This window comes from uncultured Sulfitobacter sp. (genome assembly GCF_947502895.1).
In the GTDB taxonomy this organism is placed as follows: Bacteria; Pseudomonadota; Alphaproteobacteria; order Rhodobacterales; family Rhodobacteraceae; genus Sulfitobacter.
On sequence record NZ_CANNBM010000002.1, the window covers coordinates 85,089 to 108,128 of the forward strand.

At 57.4% G+C, this 23,040-nt stretch carries 24 protein-coding genes; 12 read left to right on the forward strand and 12 right to left on the reverse strand.

Annotation, left to right across the window (positions count from 1 at the left end; all coding sequences use genetic code 11):
• Positions 1–4: 4 nt before the first annotated feature.
• The 4 genes from Q0903_RS08505 to Q0903_RS08520 form a co-directional block, all read right to left on the reverse strand.
• Positions 5–2,368 (reverse strand): xanthine dehydrogenase family protein molybdopterin-binding subunit, encoded by a 2,364-nt coding sequence (locus Q0903_RS08505; protein WP_299030763.1) that lies wholly within the window; start codon positions 2,366–2,368, stop codon positions 5–7.
• A gap of 103 nt (positions 2,369–2,471) precedes the next feature.
• Positions 2,472–2,957 (reverse strand): (2Fe-2S)-binding protein, encoded by a 486-nt coding sequence (locus Q0903_RS08510; RefSeq protein WP_299030762.1) that lies wholly within the window; start codon positions 2,955–2,957, stop codon positions 2,472–2,474.
• A 103-nt stretch (positions 2,958–3,060) separates the two neighbouring features.
• Positions 3,061–4,050: a molybdopterin-binding protein gene (locus tag Q0903_RS08515; RefSeq protein ID WP_299414605.1), complete on the reverse strand. Its 990-nt coding sequence runs from the start codon at positions 4,048–4,050 to the stop codon at positions 3,061–3,063.
• Positions 4,047–5,015 carry an XdhC family protein gene (locus tag Q0903_RS08520; RefSeq protein ID WP_299414607.1) on the reverse strand — a complete coding sequence of 323 codons (969 nt, stop codon included), beginning with the start codon at positions 5,013–5,015 and terminating at the stop codon, positions 4,047–4,049. Before Q0903_RS08520 ends, Q0903_RS08515 begins: the two co-directional genes overlap by 4 nt.
• A 138-nt stretch (positions 5,016–5,153) precedes the next feature.
• Here Q0903_RS08520 and Q0903_RS08525 point away from each other — a divergent pair, with 138 nt between their 5' ends.
• The 3 genes from Q0903_RS08525 to grxD are packed head-to-tail and all read left to right on the forward strand — an operon-like array spanning position 5,154 to position 6,091.
• Positions 5,154–5,390, forward strand: a complete 237-nt coding sequence (locus Q0903_RS08525; RefSeq protein ID WP_299414609.1) for a BolA/IbaG family iron-sulfur metabolism protein — start codon at positions 5,154–5,156, stop codon at positions 5,388–5,390.
• A gap of 1 nt (position 5,391) precedes the next feature.
• Positions 5,392–5,724, forward strand: coding sequence for a hypothetical protein (locus tag Q0903_RS08530; RefSeq protein WP_299030758.1), 333 nt, complete (start codon positions 5,392–5,394; stop codon positions 5,722–5,724).
• Positions 5,725–5,728: 4 nt separating this feature from the next.
• The gene (gene grxD / locus Q0903_RS08535) at positions 5,729–6,091 is read left to right on the forward strand and encodes a Grx4 family monothiol glutaredoxin (RefSeq protein WP_299030757.1); all 363 of its coding nucleotides are present in this window, start codon (positions 5,729–5,731) and stop codon (positions 6,089–6,091) included.
• A gap of 150 nt (positions 6,092–6,241) precedes the next feature.
• On the opposite strand, the gene Q0903_RS08540 is transcribed toward grxD, so the two are convergent.
• The 3 genes from Q0903_RS08540 to Q0903_RS08550 form a co-directional block, all read right to left on the reverse strand.
• Positions 6,242–8,011, reverse strand: coding sequence for a Hint domain-containing protein (locus tag Q0903_RS08540; protein ID WP_299414611.1), 1,770 nt, complete (start codon positions 8,009–8,011; stop codon positions 6,242–6,244).
• A 267-nt stretch (positions 8,012–8,278) separates the two neighbouring features.
• Positions 8,279–8,671, reverse strand: coding sequence for a cell division protein ZapA (locus tag Q0903_RS08545; protein WP_299030755.1), 393 nt, complete (start codon positions 8,669–8,671; stop codon positions 8,279–8,281).
• Positions 8,671–9,162, reverse strand: a complete 492-nt coding sequence (locus tag Q0903_RS08550; protein WP_299414613.1) for a hypothetical protein — start codon at positions 9,160–9,162, stop codon at positions 8,671–8,673. Before Q0903_RS08550 ends, Q0903_RS08545 begins: the two co-directional genes overlap by 1 nt.
• Before the next feature lie 240 nt (positions 9,163–9,402).
• Between Q0903_RS08550 and tkt the strand changes: the two genes are divergently transcribed.
• Both tkt and Q0903_RS08560 read left to right on the forward strand, forming a co-directional pair.
• Entirely contained in the window at positions 9,403–11,418 is a 2,016-nt protein-coding gene (gene tkt / locus Q0903_RS08555) for a transketolase (protein ID WP_299414615.1), read from the forward strand.
• A 262-nt stretch (positions 11,419–11,680) separates the two neighbouring features.
• Complete coding sequence (locus Q0903_RS08560; RefSeq protein ID WP_299414616.1) at positions 11,681–11,875, forward strand: hypothetical protein; 195 nt, start codon at positions 11,681–11,683, stop codon at positions 11,873–11,875.
• Positions 11,876–11,941: 66 nt separating this feature from the next.
• Here Q0903_RS08560 and Q0903_RS08565 read toward each other — a convergent pair whose 3' ends face one another.
• Entirely contained in the window at positions 11,942–12,913 is a 972-nt protein-coding gene (locus Q0903_RS08565) for a DUF808 domain-containing protein (protein WP_299414618.1), read from the reverse strand.
• A 191-nt stretch (positions 12,914–13,104) separates the two neighbouring features.
• Here Q0903_RS08565 and gap point away from each other — a divergent pair, with 191 nt between their 5' ends.
• Together gap and Q0903_RS08575 are read left to right on the forward strand one after the other, a co-directional pair.
• Entirely contained in the window at positions 13,105–14,106 is a 1,002-nt protein-coding gene (gene gap, locus Q0903_RS08570) for a type I glyceraldehyde-3-phosphate dehydrogenase (protein ID WP_299030750.1), read from the forward strand.
• Between the two features lie 60 nt (positions 14,107–14,166).
• On the forward strand, positions 14,167–14,310 hold the full coding sequence (locus Q0903_RS08575) for a hypothetical protein (protein WP_299030749.1): 144 nt from the start codon (positions 14,167–14,169) through the stop codon (positions 14,308–14,310).
• Positions 14,311–14,398: 88 nt separating this feature from the next.
• Here the strand turns inward: Q0903_RS08575 and coaD are convergent, their stop codons facing one another.
• The 3 genes from coaD to Q0903_RS08590 form a co-directional block, all read right to left on the reverse strand.
• Positions 14,399–14,890 (reverse strand): pantetheine-phosphate adenylyltransferase, encoded by a 492-nt coding sequence (coaD, locus tag Q0903_RS08580; RefSeq protein ID WP_299030748.1) that lies wholly within the window; start codon positions 14,888–14,890, stop codon positions 14,399–14,401.
• Positions 14,891–14,963: 73 nt separating this feature from the next.
• Positions 14,964–15,398 carry a CBS domain-containing protein gene (locus tag Q0903_RS08585; RefSeq protein WP_299030747.1) on the reverse strand — a complete coding sequence of 145 codons (435 nt, stop codon included), beginning with the start codon at positions 15,396–15,398 and terminating at the stop codon, positions 14,964–14,966.
• 63 nt (positions 15,399–15,461) lie between these two features.
• On the reverse strand, positions 15,462–16,373 hold the full coding sequence (locus Q0903_RS08590; protein ID WP_299414621.1) for a LysR family transcriptional regulator: 912 nt from the start codon (positions 16,371–16,373) through the stop codon (positions 15,462–15,464).
• Positions 16,374–16,523: 150 nt separating this feature from the next.
• Here Q0903_RS08590 and Q0903_RS08595 point away from each other — a divergent pair, with 150 nt between their 5' ends.
• The 5 genes from Q0903_RS08595 (at position 16,524) to Q0903_RS08615 (ending at position 22,684) form a co-directional block, all read left to right on the forward strand.
• On the forward strand, positions 16,524–18,023 hold the full coding sequence (locus Q0903_RS08595; RefSeq protein ID WP_299030745.1) for a CoA-acylating methylmalonate-semialdehyde dehydrogenase: 1,500 nt from the start codon (positions 16,524–16,526) through the stop codon (positions 18,021–18,023).
• A gap of 190 nt (positions 18,024–18,213) precedes the next feature.
• Positions 18,214–19,356: an acyl-CoA dehydrogenase family protein gene (locus tag Q0903_RS08600; RefSeq protein ID WP_299414623.1), complete on the forward strand. Its 1,143-nt coding sequence runs from the start codon at positions 18,214–18,216 to the stop codon at positions 19,354–19,356.
• Complete coding sequence (locus Q0903_RS08605; RefSeq protein WP_299414624.1) at positions 19,353–20,384, forward strand: enoyl-CoA hydratase/isomerase family protein; 1,032 nt, start codon at positions 19,353–19,355, stop codon at positions 20,382–20,384. Before Q0903_RS08600 ends, Q0903_RS08605 begins: the two co-directional genes overlap by 4 nt.
• An 18-nt stretch (positions 20,385–20,402) precedes the next feature.
• On the forward strand, positions 20,403–21,278 hold the full coding sequence (mmsB, locus tag Q0903_RS08610) for a 3-hydroxyisobutyrate dehydrogenase (RefSeq protein WP_299030850.1): 876 nt from the start codon (positions 20,403–20,405) through the stop codon (positions 21,276–21,278).
• A 68-nt stretch (positions 21,279–21,346) separates the two neighbouring features.
• Positions 21,347–22,684 (forward strand): MmgE/PrpD family protein, encoded by a 1,338-nt coding sequence (locus Q0903_RS08615; protein WP_299414626.1) that lies wholly within the window; start codon positions 21,347–21,349, stop codon positions 22,682–22,684.
• Between the two features lie 22 nt (positions 22,685–22,706).
• On the opposite strand, the gene Q0903_RS08620 is transcribed toward Q0903_RS08615, so the two are convergent.
• Entirely contained in the window at positions 22,707–22,949 is a 243-nt protein-coding gene (locus Q0903_RS08620) for a hypothetical protein (protein ID WP_299414628.1), read from the reverse strand.
• Positions 22,950–23,040 lie beyond the last annotated feature (91 nt).

Here is a 23,040-nt window from a genome sequence, read left to right on the forward strand (position 1 = left end):
AACCTTAGCTGTTCATCGCTTCCCATACGCGGTGCGGCGATACAGGCATGTCGATATGCTCGACTTTGCTGCCCCCCGAACGCATGGCATCCAGCACTGCATTTACCACCGCAGGCGGCGATCCGATGGCGCCTGCTTCGCCGCAGCCTTTTACGCCCAACGGATTGTGCGTGCAGGGTGTCTGGCAGGAATGATCCACGTCATAGAAAGGCAGATCAGAGGCACGCGGCATAGCATAATCCATGTAGGACGCGCTCAAAAGCTGGCCGTCACTGTCATAGGCGCAATTCTCGAGCAACGCCTGCCCGATGCCTTGAGCCAGACCACCATGTACCTGTCCGGTCACGATCATCGGATTAACGATATTACCAAAATCATCCGCAGCCGAGAACCGCTCAACCGTGACCTGACCCGTTTCGGGATCCAGCTCTACCTCACAGGCATAAGCACCCGAAGGATAGGTGAAGTTCGACGGGTCATAGAATGCAGTCTCTTCCAGACCGGGCTCGATTTCCTCAAGCGGATAGTTGTGCGGCACATATGCAGCCAGCGTCACATCACCCCAGGCGACTGATTTATCCGTGCCTGCAACGGTAAACGCCCCGTCTTTCAGCTCCACATCAGCCTCGGACGCTTCCAGCAGGTGGCTGGCGATCTTGGTCGCTTTCGCGATGATTTTTTCTGTCGCGCGCACCATGGCAGAGCCGCCCACAGCGAGAGAGCGCGAGCCATAAGTGCCCATACCCATCGGTGTATTTGCCGTATCGCCATGCACGATTTCGACCATATCCTCGGGGATGCCGATCATTTCGGCCACAACTTGCGCAAAGGATGTCTCATGCCCCTGCCCGTGGCTGTGGCTACCTGTCATCACAACCAAGCCGCCTGTGGCGTTGACGCGCACAGTGCAACTCTCGAACAGGCCCGCACGCGCGCCCAACTGACCCACCAGATTTGACGGCGCGATGCCGCAAGCCTCGATATAGCAGTTCATGCCAAACCCGCGCAGACGTCCCTTCGCCTCGGATGCAGCACGACGCGCCGCAAAACCGGGGATGTCGGCCATCTCTTCGAGCTTGTCCATCGTGGCAATATAATCGCCCGTGTCGTACTCCACCGCAACTGGCGTGGCATAGGGAAACTCGGTGACAAAGTTCTGGCGGCGCAGCTTGATCGGATCGACACCCAATTCATGCGCCGCTTTGTCCACCAAACGCTCTAGCTGATAGGTCGCCTCGGGGCGGCCTGCACCCCGGTAAGCGTCAACCGGTACTGTGTTGGTGAACACGGCTTTTACGTTCACATAAATGAGCGGCGTTTTATAGTTGCCCGCCATCAGCGTGCCATGCAGCCACGTAGGAACGGACGGCGCAAAAGTGCTGAGGTACGCACCCATGTTGGCGTAGGTATCAGTGCGCAGCGCGGTAAAATTGTTCTGCTCGTCCAGCGCCAGCTGGATTTTTGTCACGTGATCACGGCCATGTGCATCCGACATGAACGCTTCCGAGCGTGACGAAGTCCATTTGACCGCACGGTTACAGGCTTTGGCGGCAAAAGTAACGAACGCCTCTTCCTGATAGTGGAAGATTTTAGTGCCAAAGCCACCGCCTACATCGGGGGCGACAACGCGTAGCTTGTGCTCGGGGATGCCCAGCACGAATGCGCCCATCAGCAGGCGGATAACATGCGGGTTTTGGCTGGTAGTGAACAGCGTGTGATCGCCCGTCCCACGCGAATAATCACCCACGGCCACGCGCGGCTCCATCGGGTTGGCGACAAGGCGGTTGTTGACCAACTCCAGCGTGGTGACATGGTGGGCCTTTTCGAATGCCTCGTCCACGGCACCCTTATTTTCCTCAACAAAACCCCAGTCATAGCAGAGATTCGAGGTCAGATCGTCGTGCACTTTGGGCGCATCCGCTTTCACGGCATCCTTCATGTTCACGACGGCAGGCAGCTCGGAGATATCCAGCACAATGGCCTCGGCCGCATCGCGTGCCTGTTCCAGCGTGTCGGCGACAACAGCTGCAATCGGCTCTCCCACATGGCGAACTTTGCCGTGTGCCAGAACGGGATGGCGCGGCTCTTGCATTGGATCGCCATGTTTGTCAGTGACCTGCCAGCCGCAAGGAACCGAACCTACCGCTTCAAAATCGGCCCCTGTGAAAACCTTGACCACACCGGGCATGCCGTCTGCCGCCGATGTGTCCACGCTGTTGAGCGTGCCGTGTGCAACATCCGAGCGCAGGAAATAGACATAAGCCTGCCCGTTTACGTTGATGTCGTCTGTGTAATTGCCTTCACCGGTCAAAAACCGGACGTCCTCGCGCCGCTTGCTGCTGGCGCCGATACCATGATCCTTTGGCATTTTAATTTCTCCCTGAGTGTGGAGCGCGCTTTGGCGCTTCCCTAGCTAATGTGCGGACAATACCGCCACGCCTGCCGCCCGCCTCCCCGCGGGCAGCGGGCCATTATTCAGCAGCGATAGCGCCGACATCCTGACCGGATGCAGCCATGATCGCTTTGACGATGTTGTGATAGCCGGTGCAGCGGCAGATATTGCCGTCCAGATAGTGGCGCACATCGGCTTCGGTTGGCTTGGGGTTGTCCTTTAGCAGGGCCGCCGCAGACATCACCATGCCCGGTGTGCAAAACCCGCATTGCAGGCCGTGATGGTCCTGAAAGGCCTGCTGGATGGTGTTAAGCGTCCCGTCTGGCGCCGCCTGACCCTCGATGGTAGCCACTTCGGCGCCCTCGGCCTCAACGGCCAGCATAGAGCAGGATTTAACCGCCACACCGTTCACATGCACCACACATGCGCCACACTGGCTGGTGTCACAGCCCACGTGCGTCCCCGTCAGATCAAGGCTTTCGCGCAAGAACTGGACCAGCAATGTGCGCCCTTCGACTTCGCCGGATGCGGGTTTGCCGTTCACGGTCATCTTAACCTGTGTCATTCGTGTCCTCCCAGACGTCTTGATTTGTATCATTGAACGAGAGTTAAGCATGGCGCTGCCAAGTTGAGAACCAAAAAGTTTTCTTGACGCGCCAAGTTATGCCCTAGTGGCGCGGGCGGCGGGGTTGCGGGCGCGTGGGGATTTCCTTGAGCAATCCCCCCACCCCCATAGCTGCAATATCCGCTGAAGTGACGGGGATACCGCATACAACCCGAGACAATACCCAATCGGCACCGTTCAGCGCAGGCGCGCGCGCACAGCCCGGCAAGCCGATAATTATCTGTGCATCAATATTGGCCAAAAACAGCAGATTGCCAGGATCAACAGGCATCCCGAAGCGGGTGATCCGCCCACCTGCCCGCACAACTGCACTGGGTGCGACATCCGATATGTCAGAGGTGGCCGACCCTGTAAGGATCAGCACCAGCGGCGTAGCAGCGGCCTTGATCGCCGCCTGCAACGCCTCTTCGTCATGGGGCACTGTGACAACATCCACCAGCCTCACGCCCAGCGCAGTCAGCCGGTCCTCGATCGCGGTGCGCCCTTTTTCGCCAGCGCCGCCCTTGATTTCGGTAATGATAAGTGTGCCGGTTTCATGGGCCGCGCCCGCCAGGCTGACGGCGCCTGTAGCCTGCGCTACCGCACACGACAGCGCGGCCTGTGGCACAGCGTAGGAGATGATCTTGATTGTGGCGACCATATCGCCTGCACGCAGCTGATGATGCGCTGGCACGGTTGCAACAGTAATCATAGGATCAACGCTGTTGACGCGGTGCAGTGCAGGCACATCCAGCACGGCCACGCCCGCTGTCCGTGCAATCAGGTTCACGCGGCCTGTAAATGCGTGGCTCATCCGCAGGCCCGTGCTGCCCGCAACCAAGCCCTGCGCCAAAGCATCGGCTGCGTCGTTCTCGGGGATATCATCCTGTTCCAGCCGTGCAACGACCACGTTACCGATACCTGCGCGGGTCAGTGCCGCGATATCCGCAGGCCCTAAAACCTGCCCCTTGCGCAGACGCCCTTCTGGCAAGGCAATGGAATGCGCCAAAACACACCCCTGTGCATCATCAGTGGGGACTGCGCCGAATTTCATGGCATCCGCAACGCGTCAATAATCTGCGCCAGAATGGATACCGCGATTTCTGCTGGCCCTGATGCGCCGATGTTCAGGCCGACAGGGCCGTTGATACGCGCGATGGTATGCGGGTCGAACCCTGCCTGAGACAACCGCTCTACCCGCGCACTATGGGTGCGTTTGGATCCGAGCGCGCCAATATAGAAAGCTCCCGATTTCAACCCGACATGCAGCGCGGGATCATCAAGCTTAGGATCATGGGTCAGCAGGACAAGTGCAGTGCGCGCATCAACACCGATATCGCCCAGCGCGGCATCGGGCCAATCATTGATAACGCGTGCATTCGGAAAGCGCGCCGGCGCGCCAAATGCCTCGCGCGGATCAATCACAATTGCGTCAAACCCTGCGATCTGCGCCATAGGCACCAATGCCTGCGCGATGTGAACAGCACCCACTACGACCAAACGCAAAGGCGGGTTGTGGATAGCGACAAAAGTTTCGCCATCTTCTTCTACGCCGGAGCGGTCTTTGCGAAAGCGGTCCTCATACCCATGTTCGCTGAGGTGACGCTGGCTGCCGTTCAACGCGACGGCATAAGCCACGGGCGTGCGCGCTGCGCGGGCGGCGACGAGATCTTCCAACATCTGCTGGGGCATGCCGCCCTCGCCTACGGGTTCAACCATCACACGGATGGTGCCGCCACAGGCCAGCCCCACAGCAAAGGCATCACCATCACTTACGCCGTATTCTAACAGCTTGGTCTCGTTGTCTTCCAGCGCCTCGAGCGCCTCTAGCACAACGGCACCTTCCACACAGCCACCCGAAACCGATCCTTCCATCTCGCCCTCGGACGAGACAACCATCTGCGCACCCACACGGCGCGGCGCAGAGCCCCATGTCTCGACCACAGTGGCAAGAGCTGCACGCTTGCCGCTATGTATCCACGCAAGCGCCTGTTCGGGCGCACCTGATATCGGTTGCATCTGGTCTATCCTCTTTCGGAGACTGGAGCACTACCGTCTGATAATCAGGGCAACTGCGCAAGGCGTCATCTTGTTCTCTTGCGCGCAAGCGGCGGCACTATTACATCTACTTTTCAAATGAATTTAGGGAGGCCGCCCATGCCCATGCAAGCAAATGAGATCGAAGAACTGCTTCGGATCACATTCCCCGACGCGCAGATCGTGGTTGAGGGCAGTGACGGTGTACATATGTCCGCCATGGTCATTGACGAGAGTTTTCGTGGCAAAAACCGTGTGCAGCAACAGCGCGCCGTATACGCGGCGCTGAAGGGCAAGATGGATGGCCCCAGCGGGGAGCTTCATGCCCTCGCCCTGACGACAAAAGCACCCGAATAGAATGGATTGGTCGCTGATCCTTGGTGGCGTGGCACTCGGCGTGGTGGGTATTGCGGTTTGGCAATACCGTGCAGCCCGCGCACAGTTCCGCCCCCTTGCCAGCCGCCAGCCACAGCGCAACGTGCCTCAAACACCCGAATTGGGAATGGAAGCCATCGACATGGCGGAAATTCGCCGCACCCAGCGCAGCAACGAGAGCCTTGAACGTACCAACAACATCTGGGCACGACAGGCCGGCACGTTCACGCGCATCGATACGAATGTCGATGCCATGCCCGATGATGAAACCTATGCACAGCGGTTCCACGCCGCATTTATGAAAAACAAGGAATAGACCCATGAGCGATGCAAATACCAGAATTCAAGAAACCGTGACCGGCAACGATGTTGTGCTGTTCATGAAGGGCACCAAAGAAATGCCGCAGTGCGGCTTCTCTTCCAAAGTGGCAGGTGTGCTGAACTATATGGGCGTAGAGTTTGCCGATGTGAATGTACTGGCCGATGAAGACATCCGTCAGGGCATCAAGGATTATTCCGACTGGCCCACCATCCCCCAGCTTTACGTAAAAGGCGAATTCGTGGGCGGTTGCGACATCATCACCGAGATGACCCTGTCGGGCGAACTGGACACCTTCCTTGCCGACAATGGCGTGACCTTCGACAAAGAGGCGGCTGACAAAATCCGCGAGGCCAACGCCTAAACCCCTGCTTGATCGTCAATCACAAAGGCGTGCCTCCTGACCGGGGCGCGCCTTTTGCGCATCATCTGGCTATGCCGCCCATCTATGGCCTTGTGTCCATAAGCAATTGCATGGCCTCGTTTCCCGCATGTCTCCGGGCATAGCCGCGGCCTAATCTGCCAAGAGATAAAGCGCACCCGTTTCGCAGGGCGTCTTCCTGTTGTGCTTGGGCTGGTCATTTCTGCTTAACGCCAACCTAAGGCGGTCGTCCGTCGCCACAATTGGATAAGCTGGCCCCATTTCCAAAATATGCTCCGCTTGGCGGCCAAAGGCTTTGCGGGTAAACGCCGTCAGCAGTGCGCTTTCAACGGGCAGTCCCTCTGCCGAAATCACAGCATGTCGGCCAAGGAGGATATTGTGGTACTGCGCCTTTCTGCGCCCGTACATGCGGCGCACCCCGTGCCTGCCACATAATTTCGCTGCCGCAATAAGAACAGTTGCCCCCGACACAGCCCGAAGTGCTATGCGGTGCTGTGGCGAGACAATGCAGTCGCGCATGGGGCGCATCGGGCCAAAGCTGTCCTTTTTGATGAGCACAGGTTTCCCCCGATCAAGACGATCAGGAAAAGTCATGCGTTGCGCACAGATGGCTACAATCGGCTCTGCCCTGTTCCCCTCTGTGAAGACCAGATCACCGGGCCTGAGATCTTGCACCTGCCTCCAACCTTCCGGTGTATGCACAAGCGTACCCGCGTGAAGACACACCGCTCCTGTGTTGGTGGAGAAATTCTGCTGGCCAATATCGGCCATATCGACATTGACCAGCCGCGTGGTCTGGCCGTTGTCATAGGTAACGAGTGTATCGGGACCATCCTGGCTTAGCCTGTCCCGAAAATCCTGATAGGTCTGGATTTCGGTCATGCCAAAGGCCAGCACGTCAGGTTCGGCAGGATCAAAGTCGAGAATTGTATCAGATCCGTGCCCGTCACGTATCAAGAAGGTATCGGTGGTAGAGCTGTTGCCCGCTGACATGACATCATCGCCACGGCCACCGATGATCAGGTCCTGACCGCCCCCACCAGTGATCGTATCATTCCCTGCTCCCCCCCTGATGGTATCATTGCCAAAGCCGCCATCAATGCTGTCGTTGCCATCGCCGCCGTCGATGTCGTCGTTATCGTTATCGCCATGAATGCTGTCGTCGCCCGTACCGCCTGCGATTGTATCAGCCCCAGCGCCCCCGATCAGCGTATCATTGCCCGCGTCGCCTGACAGGCTGTCGTTGCCACCGTGGCCCAATATGCTGTCATCGCCATCGCCGCCTTCGACGGTGTCATTGCCCGTCCAGCCATACAGGGTGTCATTGCCTGCGCCGCCAGAGACGTAGTCATCCCCGTCCCACCCCTCAAGGGTGTCATCCCCGTCACGACCATAAAGCGAGTCGTCCCCGTCATATCCGCGCTGGTAGTCGTCATTCACCGTCCCTTGCATGTTGTTTTCAGCATCAGGGTCAAATGTTTGATCCACGATCGAGGTGTAGGCAGGCTCGTTCGAGGGCGTGATATCTGTCGTTACAAAATCATAGGTGTTGCCGGGGACAACCTGACCATTGGCAACATAGCCTACAGTTGTGGTGCCGATCATCACCCTGAAGATATCAATCGAGTTTCCGTAGCCGTCCACAGCGGTCTTGGTATACTCCAGATAGCTCTGACCGCTCTCTACGATTGCCCCGTTTCCATCACGGACAACCGTTGTCTGCTGGCTTGTATCATCTGCTGTGCCGTTACTGGCAGAATCGCCCGACCACGTGGCATCGTCATCCGTAATCTCGAAGGTATAGGCGGCTGTTGAATCGTATGTCGAAGTAAGCCGTATTTCCGAGGCAGACGGCAAAGACAAATCAGACGGAGAAAAACCGGTAAATGTATAGGTTGGCATAACTGTACCCCGCTCCAAGGTTCGACACATAATTGATCGAGTTCTCTGGCGGAGGTTTAGGGAAAATAAGTTAAGCACTGCTGTGCGTTAGACGAAAGAAATGGGCTTATATCGATCCGATTTAGGTCGAATACTACGCGAACAGTCGCGCTGCATTTTAGTCAAGCAGCAGCCCCGCGAGCACCTTGCGTGAAACAGAGGTACTCGCAAAAAAAGGAGGACAGGTTATCCCCGTCCTCCCTGTAATTTTTCCGCTGTAAAAGATAGTTAACCGCCGATTTTTTCATCCACAGACGCGGCAAGTGCCTCTGCACGGGCGGCGATCTCTTGCAGAGTGTCCGTGACCGATTGCGGCACAACCGGCACTTCGATGCGCTCGGGCTCGACCACCACGTTGCGCAGCCCTTCAAGCTCTGCCTCACGCTCGGCCAGCTCGGCACGGACCTCTTGTATCTTGTCCTCGACGCTGGCGGTTTTGTCAGCCAGCATCAGGCCCGCCATCAGCAGCATCCGCGCTTCGGGCATACGGCCTACCGCATCAGCCAGAACCTGCGCTTCGTCATCCAGCATCTTGGCGGCTGAGTGCAGATAGCTCTCCTCACCCTCCTGACATGCCACATCAAAATGGCGCCCGCCGATCGAGATTTTCACTTCTGGCATTATGCGTCCTCCTGCGGGGATTGTGGTGCTGGTGCTGCATCCACCAAGGGCTGCAAACTGGCAAGGATTACGGATGCTTCGGCCACGTCCGCAGCACGCGCTGCACGCAGACCTTCCAGCTCGGCCAGCATGGCCTTGTTGATCAGATGCGGCTCGCCCACCCCATCGGTATTGGCCTCGCGCAGGGCCGCACAAGCATCTGTAAGCTGGGCATTGGCACGGCGCACGCGCTGAAGCTCGATGTCCAGCTGCGCCATGCGCGCCTCGCCTTCTTCGACCTTGGTGCGCAAGCTTGCCATCTCGCCCTCGGACTTCGTGCGCAACGCACGCACGCGCTCTTGCAGCTGTGCATTGGCCGTACGCTCCTCTTCGAGCTGGCGCAGGGTGTCCTCATCGGGTCCGGATGACGCCGCACCCAGTTTGTCCAGTCCGAACGCAACCTGATCCATCGCTGCGGTGATCCGCCGCTGCAATTCTACGATATCGCTCATATGCCTCTCTCACTCATACTGTGGACGCTCCGACCCTGCCTGGGGGCGAATCGGTTTGCGCCAAATTTGTACCGATCCTAAACAAAGAGGGAATAAAATACTGCCCCCCTTTGAGATCAGCAGCTTGAGGAGCGCAGTTGATGCCTAGCGTGAACGCGCGGCTCTCTCCATATGCTTGATCTTTTGGACTACCCTGATATGCAGCGCCAAACGCCCCTCTCAGCAAAGGAGTCCCCCTTCGTGGATCTCAAAGCTCTCCAATCCGCCAATCCCGATCACTGGTCCAAAGCGACTGCTATTCGCGCCCTTGCACTTGATGCAGTGGCGCAAGCTAACTCTGGGCATACCGGCATGCCCATCGGGATGGCCGATGTGGCCACGGTTCTGTTCCAGAACCACATGAAGTTCGACGCGGCCAACCCACTCTGGCCTGATCGCGACCGCTTCATTCTCTCGGCGGGCCACGGCTCCATGTTGATTTATGCGTTGCTGCATCTCGTTGGGGATGCCCAGTTCCCCATCGAAGAGATCAAGAACTTCCGCCAGATGGGTGCGCGCACTGCAGGCCACCCCGAGAACTTCCTCGCCGACGCGATCGAGACAACAACCGGCCCGCTGGGTCAGGGCATCGCCAATTCCGTAGGTTTTGCCATGGCCGAGGAAATCCAGCGCGCCACCTACGGTGCCAAGGTCGTGGACCACAATACATATGTCATCGCGGGCGATGGCTGTCTGATGGAAGGCGTAAGCCAAGAGGCCATTACCATCGCGGGCCGTCACAAGCTGAGCAAGCTGATCGTGATGTGGGACAACAACAACATCACAATCGACGGGCCTGTCACCCTGTCGGACACAACAGATCAAGTAGCACGCTTTCGCGCAGCAGGTTGGGACGTACAAGAAATCGACGGTCACAACCCGGACGAGATTGATGCCGCCCTGACAGCAGCGAAGAAAACCGACACACCCAGCATGATCGCATGCAAAACCCACATCGCACTGGGCCACGCGGCGCAAGACACCTCCAAAGGCCACGGCGCACTGACCGATCCGGCGCAGGCTGTTGCAGCCAAAGAAGCGTGGGGCTGGCAGGCCGCGCCATTCGACATTCCGGCCGACATTAAATCCGCATGGGAAGCCATTGGCAGCAAGGGTGCCGAAGCACGGACCGCATGGGAAGAGCGTTTTGCGAAATTGCCCGGCAACAAGCGCGACACATTCAATCGTGCGCTGGCAGGAGATGCCCCCAAGAAACTGAGCGCCACAATCAAAGCGTTCAAAAAGCAGATGTCAGAGAGCGCGCCCAAACTCGCCACCCGCGCGTCGTCGGAAAAAGTGCTCGAAGTCATCAATCCGATCATGCCGGAAACCGTAGGCGGCTCTGCTGATCTGACAGGGTCCAACAACACCAAGACGCCTGATCTGGGTGTGTTCGATCTGGACAGCCGTGGTGGACGCTATGTCTATTGGGGCATTCGGGAGCATGGCATGGCCTCGGCCATGAACGGCATGGCGCTGCACGGTGGTGTGCGCCCCTACTCTGGCACCTTCATGTGCTTTACCGACTATGCCCGCCCCGCCATGCGCCTGAGCGCGCTGATGCAGGTGCCTGTTGTATACGTAATGACCCACGACAGCATCGGTCTGGGTGAAGACGGCCCGACACACCAGCCGGTCGAGCATCTGGCGATCTCGCGCTCTACGCCCAATACGCTGGTTTTCCGCCCTGCGGACACCATCGAGACGGCTGAAGCATGGGAAATCGCGCTGACAGAAGCTGACCGCCCTTCTGTCCTGTCCCTGACGCGTCAGGGTCTGCCCACCGTGCGGACCGAACATAAGACAAAGAACCTCACGGCGCAGGGTGCATACACGCTGGCCGACGCCGAGGGCAAAAGGCAGGTGATCCTGATCGCAACAGGGTCCGAGGTGGCAATCGCCATGGAAGCGCGCGAGATGCTGCATGCAGAAGGCATCGGCACACGCGTTGTCTCCATGCCCTGCATGGAGCTGTTCGCGCAGCAGGACGAAAGCTATCGCAAGCGCGTATTGCCCGGTGGGGCCGTGCGTGTGGGCGTCGAGGCAGGTGTGCGTCAGGGTTGGGACCAGTGGCTGCTGGGCGAGCGTGGCAAATGGGGCAAAGCCGATTTCGTCGGGATGGACCGGTTTGGCGCCTCCGCCCCCGCTGACGAGTTGTTCGTGAAATTCGGTATCACAGCGCAGAACGTGGCCGAAAAGGCCAAAGCCCTTTTGTAATCAGGCTCATCTAGAACAATTCAGGCGGTACCCTTTGCGGGGTGCCGCCTTTTTTTGTTTCATAAATTGGTACAGTCTGGTGCCAATCATCGGCCAAATTGTGCCAGTTCCGCCACATTTCGGGCGATGTTCAGCCACATCTGGCCTTTAAACAGAGGGTGTCTTGTAGGTTGTTCACACCTGTTTAACGTATGAGGCCCAGACTGCACGCAGCGACCCCGCGATCTGGCTGGCGCTAGCTTAAAACCAAGGGAGATGATCAGTGGCCTATTTGATGACTGCAATTATGACCGGCGGCGTGTCCGCGCTTCTTTCTGCGTTCAATGGCGGCACACTGGGTGACATCTTCTGGAACTATGTCGTCTTTGGCCACATGGGCATGGCGACGCTAGCACTTGCAATTGTTACAGCGTCTCTTCTTGACCGCCGCTCCAAGGGCGAGCCAAGCGCGGGCTAACCAACAAACGCCGCCCACGCATCAAGACAACGCGTCAGCCCCGCATAGGTACCTCCCCCGAGGACCTTAGGCTTTTCCGGCAAATATGCTGCGCCAGATCGGCGTAACTACTTTCTCACCCAGCGGAATAAGCATCAGGCCCAAAAGCAGTCCTAGCACGCCGTCAATGCCCGCCTTTGTCAGCCATTCGATGAAACCACTCCAAGCATCGGGCACCGCGTGCCCCGCTGCGTAGGCCACAGAATGAATCATGTTCTCTGGCGCGGCAAACCCCACCTCCTTGAGACCGTGCACAATGATAGAACCGCCAACCCAGAGCATTGCGGCAGTGCCAACAACAGTCAGCAGTCGCAAAAACTCCGGCATACTGCGCACCAGCCCGCGCCCGAACGCTCGTGTGGGAGACAGTCGGCCCTCGTTGGCCATCGCAAGACCCACGTCATCCATCTTTACGATCAAGGCAACCGATCCATAAACCGCAACGGTAATCATAACCGCCACAGTGGCCAACGTAGCAGCCTCCATCCAGAAGTTACTCTCGGGGATCGCGGCGAGCGATATGGTCATGATCTCGGCTGATAGAATGAAATCGGTCTTGATGGCGCCTTGTGCCTTCTCCTCTTCCAGCGCAGCAGGGTCCGAAACTATCTGGTCCTTGCCGGGGTGATCCTCGTGACCCTCGCTCCATCCCATGACATGAGCGACCTTTTCGGCCCCCTCAAAACACAGATATGCGCCGCCAAGCATCAATAGCGGGGCTATGGCCCAAGGCGCAAAAGCCGATAAGGCCAGCCCAGCAGGCAGCAAAAACAACAGCTTGTTGCGCAATGACCCTTTTGTAATCCGCCAGATGATTGGCAATTCCCGATCGGCTTTGAAACCCGATACATATTTGGGCGTCACGGCAGCATCGTCGATTACAGCTCCAGCCGCCTTGGCCGATGCTTTGCTGGCTTGCCCGATCACATCATCAACTGACGATGCTGCGACTTTTGCAATCGCTGCAACATCATCAAAAAGGGCAATCAATCCACTCATCTGTCCGCTCCACTCGTTTGGTCTTCCCTCCTACAGCTAGCGGCCCTTTGCGCAAATGCCAATGCAGCGGGCGTTACCGCTAACCCTTTATTTTAACGCTAACATGGTTGCGATATGCGCCTTTGGCTCTGGCCCCCCACCGCTGCACAGGTCTATAGCAAGCCCAAACAGACCCTTCAAAGGAGCCTCACATGACCATCAAAGTCGGGATCAACGGATTTGGCCGCATCGGCAGATGCACCTTGTCGCATATTGCCCAAACAGCGCGCGAAGACATCGAGGTCATCAAGCTCAACGCGACTGGCCCAATCGAAACAGCCGCCCACATGCTGCGGTACGATTCTGTGCATGGCCGCTTTCCGGGCGATATCACAATCGACGACGGCTACCTGAACCTCGGCCAAAACGACATTGAGGTCATGTCGACCTATAACATGGAAGAGCTGGACTGGTCCGGTTGTGATGTGGTGCTGGAATGTACGGGCCAATTCAACGACGGCAACAAGGCACGCACCCACATTGAACAAGGCGCGAAGAAAGTGCTGCTTTCTGCCCCTGGCAAAAACGTCGACCGCACCATTGTGTTTGGTGTGAACGATCACGAAATGCTGGCAAGCGACACGATGATCTCGAACGGATCTTGCACCACCAACTGCCTCGCCCCGCTTGCCAAGGTCATGCATGAGGCAGTCGGCATCGAAAGCGGCCTGATGACGACCATCCACAGCTATACAGGTGACCAGCCGACACTGGACCGCCGCCACAAAGACCTCTACCGCGCACGTGCGGCCGCAATGGCGATCATTCCAACGTCTACAGGTGCCGCCAAAGCACTGGGCGAGGTTCTGCCCGCGCTCAAGGGGCGCCTAGACGGTACCGCCATGCGTGTGCCCACCCCGAATGTCAGCGCCGTTGATCTGACCTTTACCGCCAGCCGCGAAGTGACGGTGGAAGAGATCAATCTGGCCGCGAAAACAGCCGCCGCAGGGCCAATGGCCCGCGTTATGGCCTATGATCCCGATCAGAAAGTCTCCATCGACTTCAACCACACCGAGCACAGCTCGATCTTTGCGCCTGACCAGACAATCGTCGTTGCGGGCCGCACCGTACGCGTACTGGCGTGGTACGATAACGAATGGGCCTTCTCGGTGCGTATGGCCGATGTGGCCGTCGCTATGGGTGAGTTGGTCTAGCCCTTGTTGCAGAGTGTTGCCTGCCCTAAACAGGGGCAGGCAATCCAATAAGGGCGCATCATGACAAACCGCATCGCACTCGTGCTGGCCTTTCTGTTGATCGGCGCCATTGCCGTCGATTACTTTTACTTCGGCATCGAACACATCATCTTTCTTGCCAAGAAGATGACCGATCTTATTGAGTGGTTGGCCTTCTGGCGGTGACGCCTTTAGCTGGAGTGCTGCTGCTATTACGCATCGCTCCCCCTGCGTTGCGGCCAAGCCCGCCGTGCAAGGCCGATCCCAGCATGATCTATGAAAAGCGTGCCTTCAACTCGGCATTCACGCGGGGCGTCACAAATTTGCTGACATCTCCATCCAGCCGCGCGATCTCTTTGACCAGCTTGCTTGCTATGGCCTGATGCTGCGCTTCCGCCATTAAAAAGACCGTCTCAATCTCGTTGTCGAGTTGGCGGTTCATGCCGACCATCTGGTACTCATATTCGAAATCGGCAACTGCGCGCAGGCCACGCACAATCAGACCTGCCCCCACATCACGGGCGCAGTTAATCAACAGATTCTCGAATGGGTGCGCAACAATCTCGATACCCGTATCGCGGGCAAGGGTCGCACATTCCTCTTCAATCATCGCAACACGCTCTTCAAGCGTAAACAGCGGCCCCTTGTCACGGTTGATAGCAACCCCGATCACCAGCTTATCCACCAGCGAGGCCGCGCGGCGGATAATATCTATATGCCCCAATGTGATGGGATCGAACGTGCCGGGATACAGGCCTACGCGCATAGCAAGCGCTCCTTGGGTTGATTGGTCCTTCGCGACCAAGCAAACACGCGCAGCCGCTGGATGCAAGCACCTGCTAGTGACCGCGGATCATTCCTTCCAATGCGTCCTTTTCCATCGCCAGCTCTGTCAGCCGCGCTTTTACCACGTCGCCCAGCGAGATAAGGCCAACCAATACGCCGTCCTCAATCACGGGCATGTGGCGAAACCGCCCTTCGGTCATTTTCTCCAGCACTATGTCTGCGCGCATTTCGCGGGTGCAACTGACAAGTTTGGTCGTCATGATGCTGCTGACCGCTTCGGACAGGCATCCCGCCCCCGCGCGGCCCAGCTGGCCCACAATATCACGCTCGGACACGATGCCGTCAGGCACATGCGCGTCACGCGCGATGATCAACGTACCGATCCGCCTCTCGGACAGCATCTTTGCCGCCTCCAAGATCGTCGTCGACGGCAGCACCGTGACCACCGTATCGTCCGCCTTGGACTTCAGGATTTGAGACACCAACATTGATCATCCTCCTATGCTCAGGTGCTGAGGTCCTCGAATGGTCGCCTGTCAGGGCTGCTCGTGTCAAGTGTGCAGGCCCTGCGCACACATCGCCTCCAGTCGCGCAACCTCGGCCTTCACCCCCGCAGCCAGCGCGTCAGCAAAGCGCGCAAGTCGCTGGTTTTTCACATCATCCACATGGCGGATCAGATAAAAAGCGCGGGTCAGACTGATCTCATCGGTCAGGATACGCTCTACGCCGGGTGCAAAAGGAAGGCTAAAGTCATGCACCACCCCCACTCCGGCACCCTGACGCAACATGTTCAATTGAACAGACACGGAGTTGGACGCCAAAGCCACACGCCCTGCCCCCAAGTCCGCCAGATAATCCAACTCGCGGTCAAAGATCATGTCGGGGATATAACCAACCAGCGGGTGCGCGCGCAGCGCTTGCACGCTGTCAACCGGGCCTTGTTGGGACAGATACTTGCTGGAAGCTGCTACATGCAAACGGTACTCGGTCACTTGGCGTACCATCAGCCGTCCCGCAGTCGGTGCACTGACCCCGATGGCCATGTCCGCTTCCCGCCGCGTCAGATTAAATACGCGCGGCAACGCGACGATTTGTATATCCAACGCAGGATTTTCGCGCCCGATTGCGGCACAAACCTGTGGCAGGAGAAAATTCGCACAGCCATCCGGCGCTCCAAGCCTGATTTGTCCGCTCAGCCCCTTATTTTGCGTACTATCCCCTACCTCTACACGCCGCATTGCCTGCTCTACCAAAGTCGCACGCTCCAGCATCTCCGCGCCTGCAGGGGTCAACGCATAACCCTGCGGGGATTTCGCAAACAAGGCGGCCTGCATTTCTTTTTCAAGCCGCGCAATGCGCCGCCCTACCGTTGCCGGATCAAGCCGCAGCACTTTGCCCGCGCCAGAAAGGCTCTGCTCACGCGCAACGGCCAGAAACAGCCGCAGATCATCCCAATTGCGCACGCCCGTCCCTTCTTTATTTTTCCCTTTAAACTCAATCCCGCCCCCACCACGCGCTCATACAGACAAAAAAGCAGGGCAGTTTTGAGAAAATGCCCCTACCCCCCGCCTTTTTGCAAGACTAAACTACCGCAAACCCAACAGGAGATCCCCATGCAAGAGCTTACCCACTACATTAACGGTGCACATGTCAAAGGCACGTCCGGCCGTTTTGCAGATGTAATGAACCCCGCAACAGGCGAAGTGCAGGCCAAATGCCCCCTTGCCAGCAAAGAAGAGCTGGAACAGGCCGTGGCCTTTGCCGCAGCCGCCCAGCCCAAATGGGCTGCGACCAACCCGCAGCGCCGTGCCCGGGTGCTTATGAAGCTGGTTGATCTGCTAAACCGCGACATGGACAAACTGGCCGAGGCACTCAGCCGAGAGCATGGCAAAACCCTGCCAGACGCCGCAGGCGACGTACAGCGTGGGCTTGAAGTGGTCGAATACTGCATCGGTGCGCCACAACTGCTCAAAGGGGAGTTTACGGACAGCGCAGGCCCCGGGATCGACATGTACTCCATGCGCCAGGCTTTGGGCGTCACAGCAGGCATTACACCTTTCAACTTTCCTGCGATGATCCCCATGTGGATGTTCGCCCCCGCCATCGCCTGCGGCAATGCGTTTATTCTCAAACCGTCCGAGCGTGACCCCTCCGTACCCCTGATGCTGGCGGAACTGGCTGAAGAGGCCGGTCTGCCCAAAGGCATCTTGCAGGTTGTGAACGGCGACAAAGAAGCTGTGGATGCGATCCTCTACAACGATGTGATCCAATCGGTCGGTTTCGTCGGATCCACACCAATCGCCGAATATATCTACGGCACAGGCTGCGCACAGGGCAAACGCGTTCAGTGTTTTGGTGGTGCGAAGAACCATATGATCATCATGCCCGATGCAGACATGGCGCAAGCCGCCGATGCCCTTATCGGTGCAGGCTACGGCGCAGCGGGCGAGCGGTGCATGGCGATCTCTGTCGCTGTCCCTGTGGGCGACGAGACAGCAGACAAGCTCATCGCTGAACTGGTCCCGCGCATCGAAAAGCTCAAGGTAGGTCCCTATACTGCGGGGAATGACGTGGATTACGGCCCTGTTGTGACCGCTGCTGCCAAAGCCAACATCGAGCGTCTGGTCCAAACGGGTATCGACCAGGGTGCCAAACTGGTCGTCGACGGGCGTGATTTCAAATTGCAGGGGTATGAAGACGGCTTTTTCATCGGGCCACACCTCTTTGACCACGCCACCAAAGACATGGACATCTATACACAAGAGATCTTTGGCCCCGTCCTGACCTGCGTACGCGCACAGTCTTATGAGGAAGCAATCGGGCTGGCTATGGACCATGAATACGGCAACGGCACCGCGATCTTTACCCGCGACGGCGATGCTGCGCGTGACTTTGCCAACCGGATCAATGTCGGCATGGTAGGCATCAACGTGCCAATCCCCGTGCCGCTGGCCTACCACACGTTTGGCGGCTGGAAGAAATCCGTCTTTGGCGATCTAAACCAGCATGGGCCTGATGCGTTCAAGTTCTACACACGCACCAAGACTGTGACAGCACGCTGGCCTTCGGGCATCAAGGAGGGTGGCGAGTTCTCTATTCCGGTAATGGAATGATGCTTCCCACAAACCAGGTTACGTCAGCGCTGGTGGCGCGGACAGGATTGAGTTTAAACGAAAAATAAAGAAGCGGTGGGGCGGCGCGGAATTGGATCGCCCCCCGCATTGGCTGGATGTCCGGACAGGGTTTGACAAACTCTTGTAAGAATTGGGCATTACGCCACGTGGGACACCGAGGGAGGATACGATGGATTTCGCACTGAGTGAGGAACAAACCGCCATTTTCGACATGGCTTACGCGTTCGGGCAAGAACATATCGCCCCCCATGCGCAAGCCTGGGAGAAGGCGGAAACGATCCCAAAGGAGTTATGGCCGCAGATCGCCGAGCTTGGATTTGGCGGGCTCTATGTTTCGGAAGAGGGTGGCGGATCGGGATTGTCGCGCCTTGATGCAACGCTTGTATTCGAGGCCCTGTCCATGGCCTGTCCTTCTGTGGCGGCGTTTTTGTCGATCCACAATATGTGCGCCAAAATGCTGGACACATTCGCGTCGGACGAGATGAAAGCGCGGGTTATGGAAGACGTGCTGAGCATGAAGACTGTGTTGAGCTATTGCCTGACCGAACCGGGGTCAGGCTCCGACGCGGCAGCCCTCAAGACACGCGCCGAGCGCACCAACGAGGGGTATACGCTGAATGGGACAAAAGCGTTCATCTCGGGCGGTGGCTATTCCGATGCCTATGTCTGCATGGTACGCACCGCCGATGACGGGGCTGCTGGCATTTCTACTGTCTATGTCGAAGCGGGCACAGATGGCCTGAGCTTTGGCGGACTGGAAGACAAAATGGGCTGGCGCAGCCAACCAACAGCGCAGGTTCAGTTTGACGATTGCAACATTTCTGCGAAAAATCTGGTCGGAGAAGAAGGAAAAGGTTTCAAATATGCAATGTCCGGGCTGGATGGCGGCCGTTTAAACATCGCCGCCTGTTCACTGGGAGCTGCACAGATCGCTTTGACCAAAACGCTGGACTATATGGGCGAGCGCAAGGCCTTTGGGAAACCGATTGACCAGTTTCAGGGCCTGCAATTTCGCATCGCAGATATGGAGATTGAGCTTCAGGCTGCACGGACGTTCCTTCGGCACGCCGCATGGAAACTGGACACAGGTGCGCCCGACGCGACCAAATTCTGTGCAATGGCAAAAAAGCTGGTCACCGAAACAGGCAGCCGCGTTGTAGACCAATGCCTGCAATTGCACGGCGGTTATGGCTATCTGGCCGATTACGGCATCGAAAAGCTTGTGCGGGATTTGCGTGTGCATCAAATTCTTGAGGGCACGAACGAGATCATGCGCGTTATCGTTTCCCGTGACATGCTGAAAAACCGATGAGTGATATCGATATTCGCATTGTTGGACGTGCTGGACGCATTACGCTGACACGCCCTAACGCATTGAATGCAATGACGTATGAGATGTGTCTCGCAATAGAAGCTGCACTGGACACATGGCGTGAAGATGCTCTTGTTGATCTTGTTGTCTTTGACGCGCAGGGCGAACGCGCCTTTTGCTCGGGCGGGGATATCGCGGAGCTTTATGCAACAGGTATGAAGGGCGATTACGCCTATGGCCAAAAGTTCTGGGCCGATGAATACCGACTAAACAACAAGATATTCGGCTATCCCAAGCCTGTCGTATCCTTCTTGCAGGGTTTCACAATGGGTGGCGGTGTGGGTATTGGGTGCCATGGCTCCCACCGTATAGTCGGAGAGAGCAGCCAGATCGCCATGCCAGAAGTCGGCATCGGATTAGTGCCTGATGTAGGTGGATCGCTGATGCTGGCTCTCGCGCCTGGTCGGCTTGGGGAATATCTGGGGATAACTGCTGCTCGCATGAATGCTGATGACGCAATATATGCCGGTTTTGCAGATAGTTATATCCCACAGTCAATGTGGATAGATTTGATTGCTCAGCTTGAGACTTCGGGCGATGTAAGCTGCTTGGATACACACGCCGCGTCAGCCCCCGAAGGAATCTTACGTGCCAACCAGGATAAGATTGATCGGCTGTTCGGCGGGGAATCTCTGGGGGATATCATGCGAACACTGGCTGTTGAGGCATGTCCATTTGCAGAGCAGGCCCTCAAGCTGATCGGACGCAATGCGCCTTTGTCTATGGCCTGTGCAGTTGAAACCATCCACCGTTTGCGGGGCCCAACCATCACAATGGAAAAGGCACTGGACCTCGAGTACCGCTTTACCGCGCGCGCGATGGAGCACGGCGATTTTCTGGAAGGTATCCGCGCAGCTATCATTGATAAGGACCGCCAGCCGAAATGGCAGTACGCACAGGGAGACGTGCCAGCCGTTGCTGTCTCCAAAATGTTGATGCCGCTGGGTAAAAACGCCCTCACATTCTGAATGGAGACGACAATGAGCATGAAGATCGGGTTTATCGGCCTCGGAAACATGGGCGCACCCATGGCGCATAATCTGGCAAAGGCCGGCCACCATGTCACAGGTTTTGACACTGCTGGTACTTCGGCAGAAGGCGTCGCGGCCGCAAACACGGCCCAAGCGGCATGCGAGCAGGCTGATTTTGTGATTACCATGCTGCCCAATGGCGCGATCTTGCAAAGCGTCGCAGAGCAAATCTTGCCGGCTATGAAGTCAGGCGCAGTGTTGATTGATTGCTCGACCGTTGATGTACAAAGCGCGCGGGATGTGGCCGCGAAGGCCGCTGAAACAGGCGTTGGATTTGTGGACGCGCCCGTATCGGGTGGTGTGGGTGGTGCTGCTGGTGGCACGCTGACCTTCATGGCGGGCGGCACCGAAAGCGCGTTTACCGCTGCCGCACCTCTCTTTGAGATCATGGGACAAAAGGCAGTGCATTGCGGCGAAGCTGGCGCCGGTCAGGCTGCGAAAATCTGTAATAACATGATCCTTGGCGCTACAATGGTGGCCACCTGCGAAGCATTCGCTTTGGCCGACAAATTAGGGCTTGAGCGGCAAAAGATGTTTGATGTGGTCAGTACGTCATCGGGTTACAGTTGGTCGATGAACGCCTATTGCCCTGCCCCCGGCGTTGGCCCAACCTCACCTTCCGACAACGGTTACGCGCCCGGTTTCGCGGCCGAGCTGATGCTCAAAGATCTTGGTCTGAGCCAGCAAGCGGCCGAAGCCGTGGATGCTGATACCCCGATGGGGGCACTGGCCCGTGCGCTTTATGCGCAGTTTGTTGAAAACGAAGATGGCCGTGGCAAGGATTTTTCTGCAATGTTGCCCCGTTTTGAGGCGCGCGGACGGGACAGTTAGTGTCGCAATTGGGCATTTTCACAAGGATGCGGACCTTAGGCTAGAGAAAACAGCCGAAGGAATACGCTATGCCGCGCGCTTTTGACGAATTTGCAGCAACTCTGGAATACAGTGATTTGCCAGATGATGTCCTTGCGACGCTCAGGCGTTCATTTACGGATATAATGGGTACAGCCGCCGTCGCGTCGACCACCCATATGGCCGATGTCGCGCGCAGGGGTGCTCTGGCGCTGTTTGGCGCTGGGAGCGTTGGCGCGTCGCGCATCTTGCTGAATGGACAGCAGGTTAGCCCAGCAGGCGCTGCAATGGCGGGTGCGTTTACGATTGATGCCGTGGATGCACACGATTCAACCTCGCCTGCCAAAGGGCATGCAGGGTCTGCTGTTTTTCCTGCGCTTCTGGCTTATGCCGACGCCCAAAAGCGCCAGATCACAGGCGCCGAATTTGCGGTTTGGCTGGCGATTGGGTACGAAGTGAGTTATCGGGCGGGGCTTGCCCAGCATGCGACCTGCCCTGATTATCATACATCTGGTTCGTGGACAGCCACGGGCGTAGCTGTCGCCGTTGCGCGGGCAATGAGGTTGGACCGCACGCAAATACGCCATGCGGCTGGGATAGGTGAGTTTCACGGACCACGCAGCCAGATGATGCGCTGCATCGACCATCCCACCATGCTGCGCGATGGTGTCGGTTGGGGCGCGCCATCTGGGCTGACTGCCGCCTATCTCGCTTCCGAGGGATTTACCGGTGCGCCTGCCCTGACATGCGAAGACGCGCCAGAATTCTGGACAGACCTCGGCACAGCGTGGCGCACATTAGAAGATACCAGTTACAAGCCCTATCCGTGCTGCCGATGGGCGCATCCCTCCATCGACGCCGCCGCTGACCTGATGTCGGCGCATAAGCTGACCTCGGGTGACATCGCAGGGGTCGAGATCAGAACCTTCCATCTTGCAACACGGTTGGCGGGGCATCAGCCACAGACATTGGATGAATTTAGCTATTCCATCGCCTTTCCAGTCGCCTGCATGATCGTCCGTGGCCAGATCGGCATGGCCGAGTTGCAGCCAGAAACCCTGAGTGATCCAGAAATATTGCGCATCAGCACATCAACCCAGCTTATTGACGATCCTCATTACACCAAAATATCTGTCGGCAAACGCTGGGCAGAGGTCACGCTGCGGTGCCGCGACGGGCGCAGCTTTACGTCCACCCCGCGCAGCCCGCGCGGTGACCGCGACGACCCGATGAGCGATGCCGAGATATCGCAAAAATTTCATACCTTTGCGGATCCCGTTTTGGGGGTTTCGCGTGCGGCGGAGCTTGAAGATCTCTCAGGACGCTTCGATCAACTCGATGCAAACGAGTTTCACCACCTGCTTGACCTGTGTCACACAGCACCGTGAAGGTTTGAGCTCTGCCAAACGGCTATTTTCCGACCGTGATCATCATCAACAGGAAAAAGATCACAGGGACGAGTGTCAGTGCGACGATGATCAACGCAGGGTAGCCAAAAGTAGCAATAGCAGCCCCCCAAAGCATAAGTGCCGTCAAGACAACCGTCATAACGCGAAATTCGATCGTGCCGGTCTGGACCTTGACACGTTCCTTCAATTTCTCGAGCCGCGTGATTTTGGGCTGCGGCAATATATTTGTAGTATCAGCTGACATTACGATATCTCTCCCGTTTGTTACGGAAGAAATAATCGCTTTGACCAAAAGCGGGATGTGACATTCTGACCAAAAGCGTCAGATTTAAGGT

What these genes read in the sequence shown, in the direction of transcription:
- Q0903_RS08505 (WP_299030763.1), bottom strand. Translation starts at nt 2,368, where the DNA reads ATGCCAAAGGATCATGGTATCGGCGCCAGCAGCAAGCGGCGCGAGGAC.
- Q0903_RS08510 (WP_299030762.1), bottom strand. Translation starts at nt 2,957, where the DNA reads ATGACACAGGTTAAGATGACCGTGAACGGCAAACCCGCATCCGGCGAA.
- Q0903_RS08515 (WP_299414605.1), bottom strand. Translation starts at nt 4,050, where the DNA reads ATGAAATTCGGCGCAGTCCCCACTGATGATGCACAGGGGTGTGTTTTG.
- Q0903_RS08520 (WP_299414607.1), bottom strand. Translation starts at nt 5,015, where the DNA reads ATGCAACCGATATCAGGTGCGCCCGAACAGGCGCTTGCGTGGATACAT.
- Q0903_RS08525 (WP_299414609.1), top strand. Translation starts at nt 5,154, where the DNA reads ATGCCCATGCAAGCAAATGAGATCGAAGAACTGCTTCGGATCACATTC.
- Q0903_RS08530 (WP_299030758.1), top strand. Translation starts at nt 5,392, where the DNA reads ATGGATTGGTCGCTGATCCTTGGTGGCGTGGCACTCGGCGTGGTGGGT.
- grxD (WP_299030757.1), top strand. Translation starts at nt 5,729, where the DNA reads ATGAGCGATGCAAATACCAGAATTCAAGAAACCGTGACCGGCAACGAT.
- Q0903_RS08540 (WP_299414611.1), bottom strand. Translation starts at nt 8,011, where the DNA reads ATGCCAACCTATACATTTACCGGTTTTTCTCCGTCTGATTTGTCTTTG.
- Q0903_RS08545 (WP_299030755.1), bottom strand. Translation starts at nt 8,671, where the DNA reads ATGCCAGAAGTGAAAATCTCGATCGGCGGGCGCCATTTTGATGTGGCA.
- Q0903_RS08550 (WP_299414613.1), bottom strand. Translation starts at nt 9,162, where the DNA reads ATGAGCGATATCGTAGAATTGCAGCGGCGGATCACCGCAGCGATGGAT.
- Q0903_RS08565 (WP_299414618.1), bottom strand. Translation starts at nt 12,913, where the DNA reads ATGAGTGGATTGATTGCCCTTTTTGATGATGTTGCAGCGATTGCAAAA.
- gap (WP_299030750.1), top strand. Translation starts at nt 13,105, where the DNA reads ATGACCATCAAAGTCGGGATCAACGGATTTGGCCGCATCGGCAGATGC.
- Q0903_RS08575 (WP_299030749.1), top strand. Translation starts at nt 14,167, where the DNA reads ATGACAAACCGCATCGCACTCGTGCTGGCCTTTCTGTTGATCGGCGCC.
- coaD (WP_299030748.1), bottom strand. Translation starts at nt 14,890, where the DNA reads ATGCGCGTAGGCCTGTATCCCGGCACGTTCGATCCCATCACATTGGGG.
- Q0903_RS08585 (WP_299030747.1), bottom strand. Translation starts at nt 15,398, where the DNA reads ATGTTGGTGTCTCAAATCCTGAAGTCCAAGGCGGACGATACGGTGGTC.
- Q0903_RS08595 (WP_299030745.1), top strand. Translation starts at nt 16,524, where the DNA reads ATGCAAGAGCTTACCCACTACATTAACGGTGCACATGTCAAAGGCACG.
- Q0903_RS08600 (WP_299414623.1), top strand. Translation starts at nt 18,214, where the DNA reads ATGGATTTCGCACTGAGTGAGGAACAAACCGCCATTTTCGACATGGCT.
- Q0903_RS08605 (WP_299414624.1), top strand. Translation starts at nt 19,353, where the DNA reads ATGAGTGATATCGATATTCGCATTGTTGGACGTGCTGGACGCATTACG.
- mmsB (WP_299030850.1), top strand. Translation starts at nt 20,403, where the DNA reads ATGAAGATCGGGTTTATCGGCCTCGGAAACATGGGCGCACCCATGGCG.
- Q0903_RS08615 (WP_299414626.1), top strand. Translation starts at nt 21,347, where the DNA reads ATGCCGCGCGCTTTTGACGAATTTGCAGCAACTCTGGAATACAGTGAT.
- Q0903_RS08620 (WP_299414628.1), bottom strand. Translation starts at nt 22,949, where the DNA reads ATGTCAGCTGATACTACAAATATATTGCCGCAGCCCAAAATCACGCGG.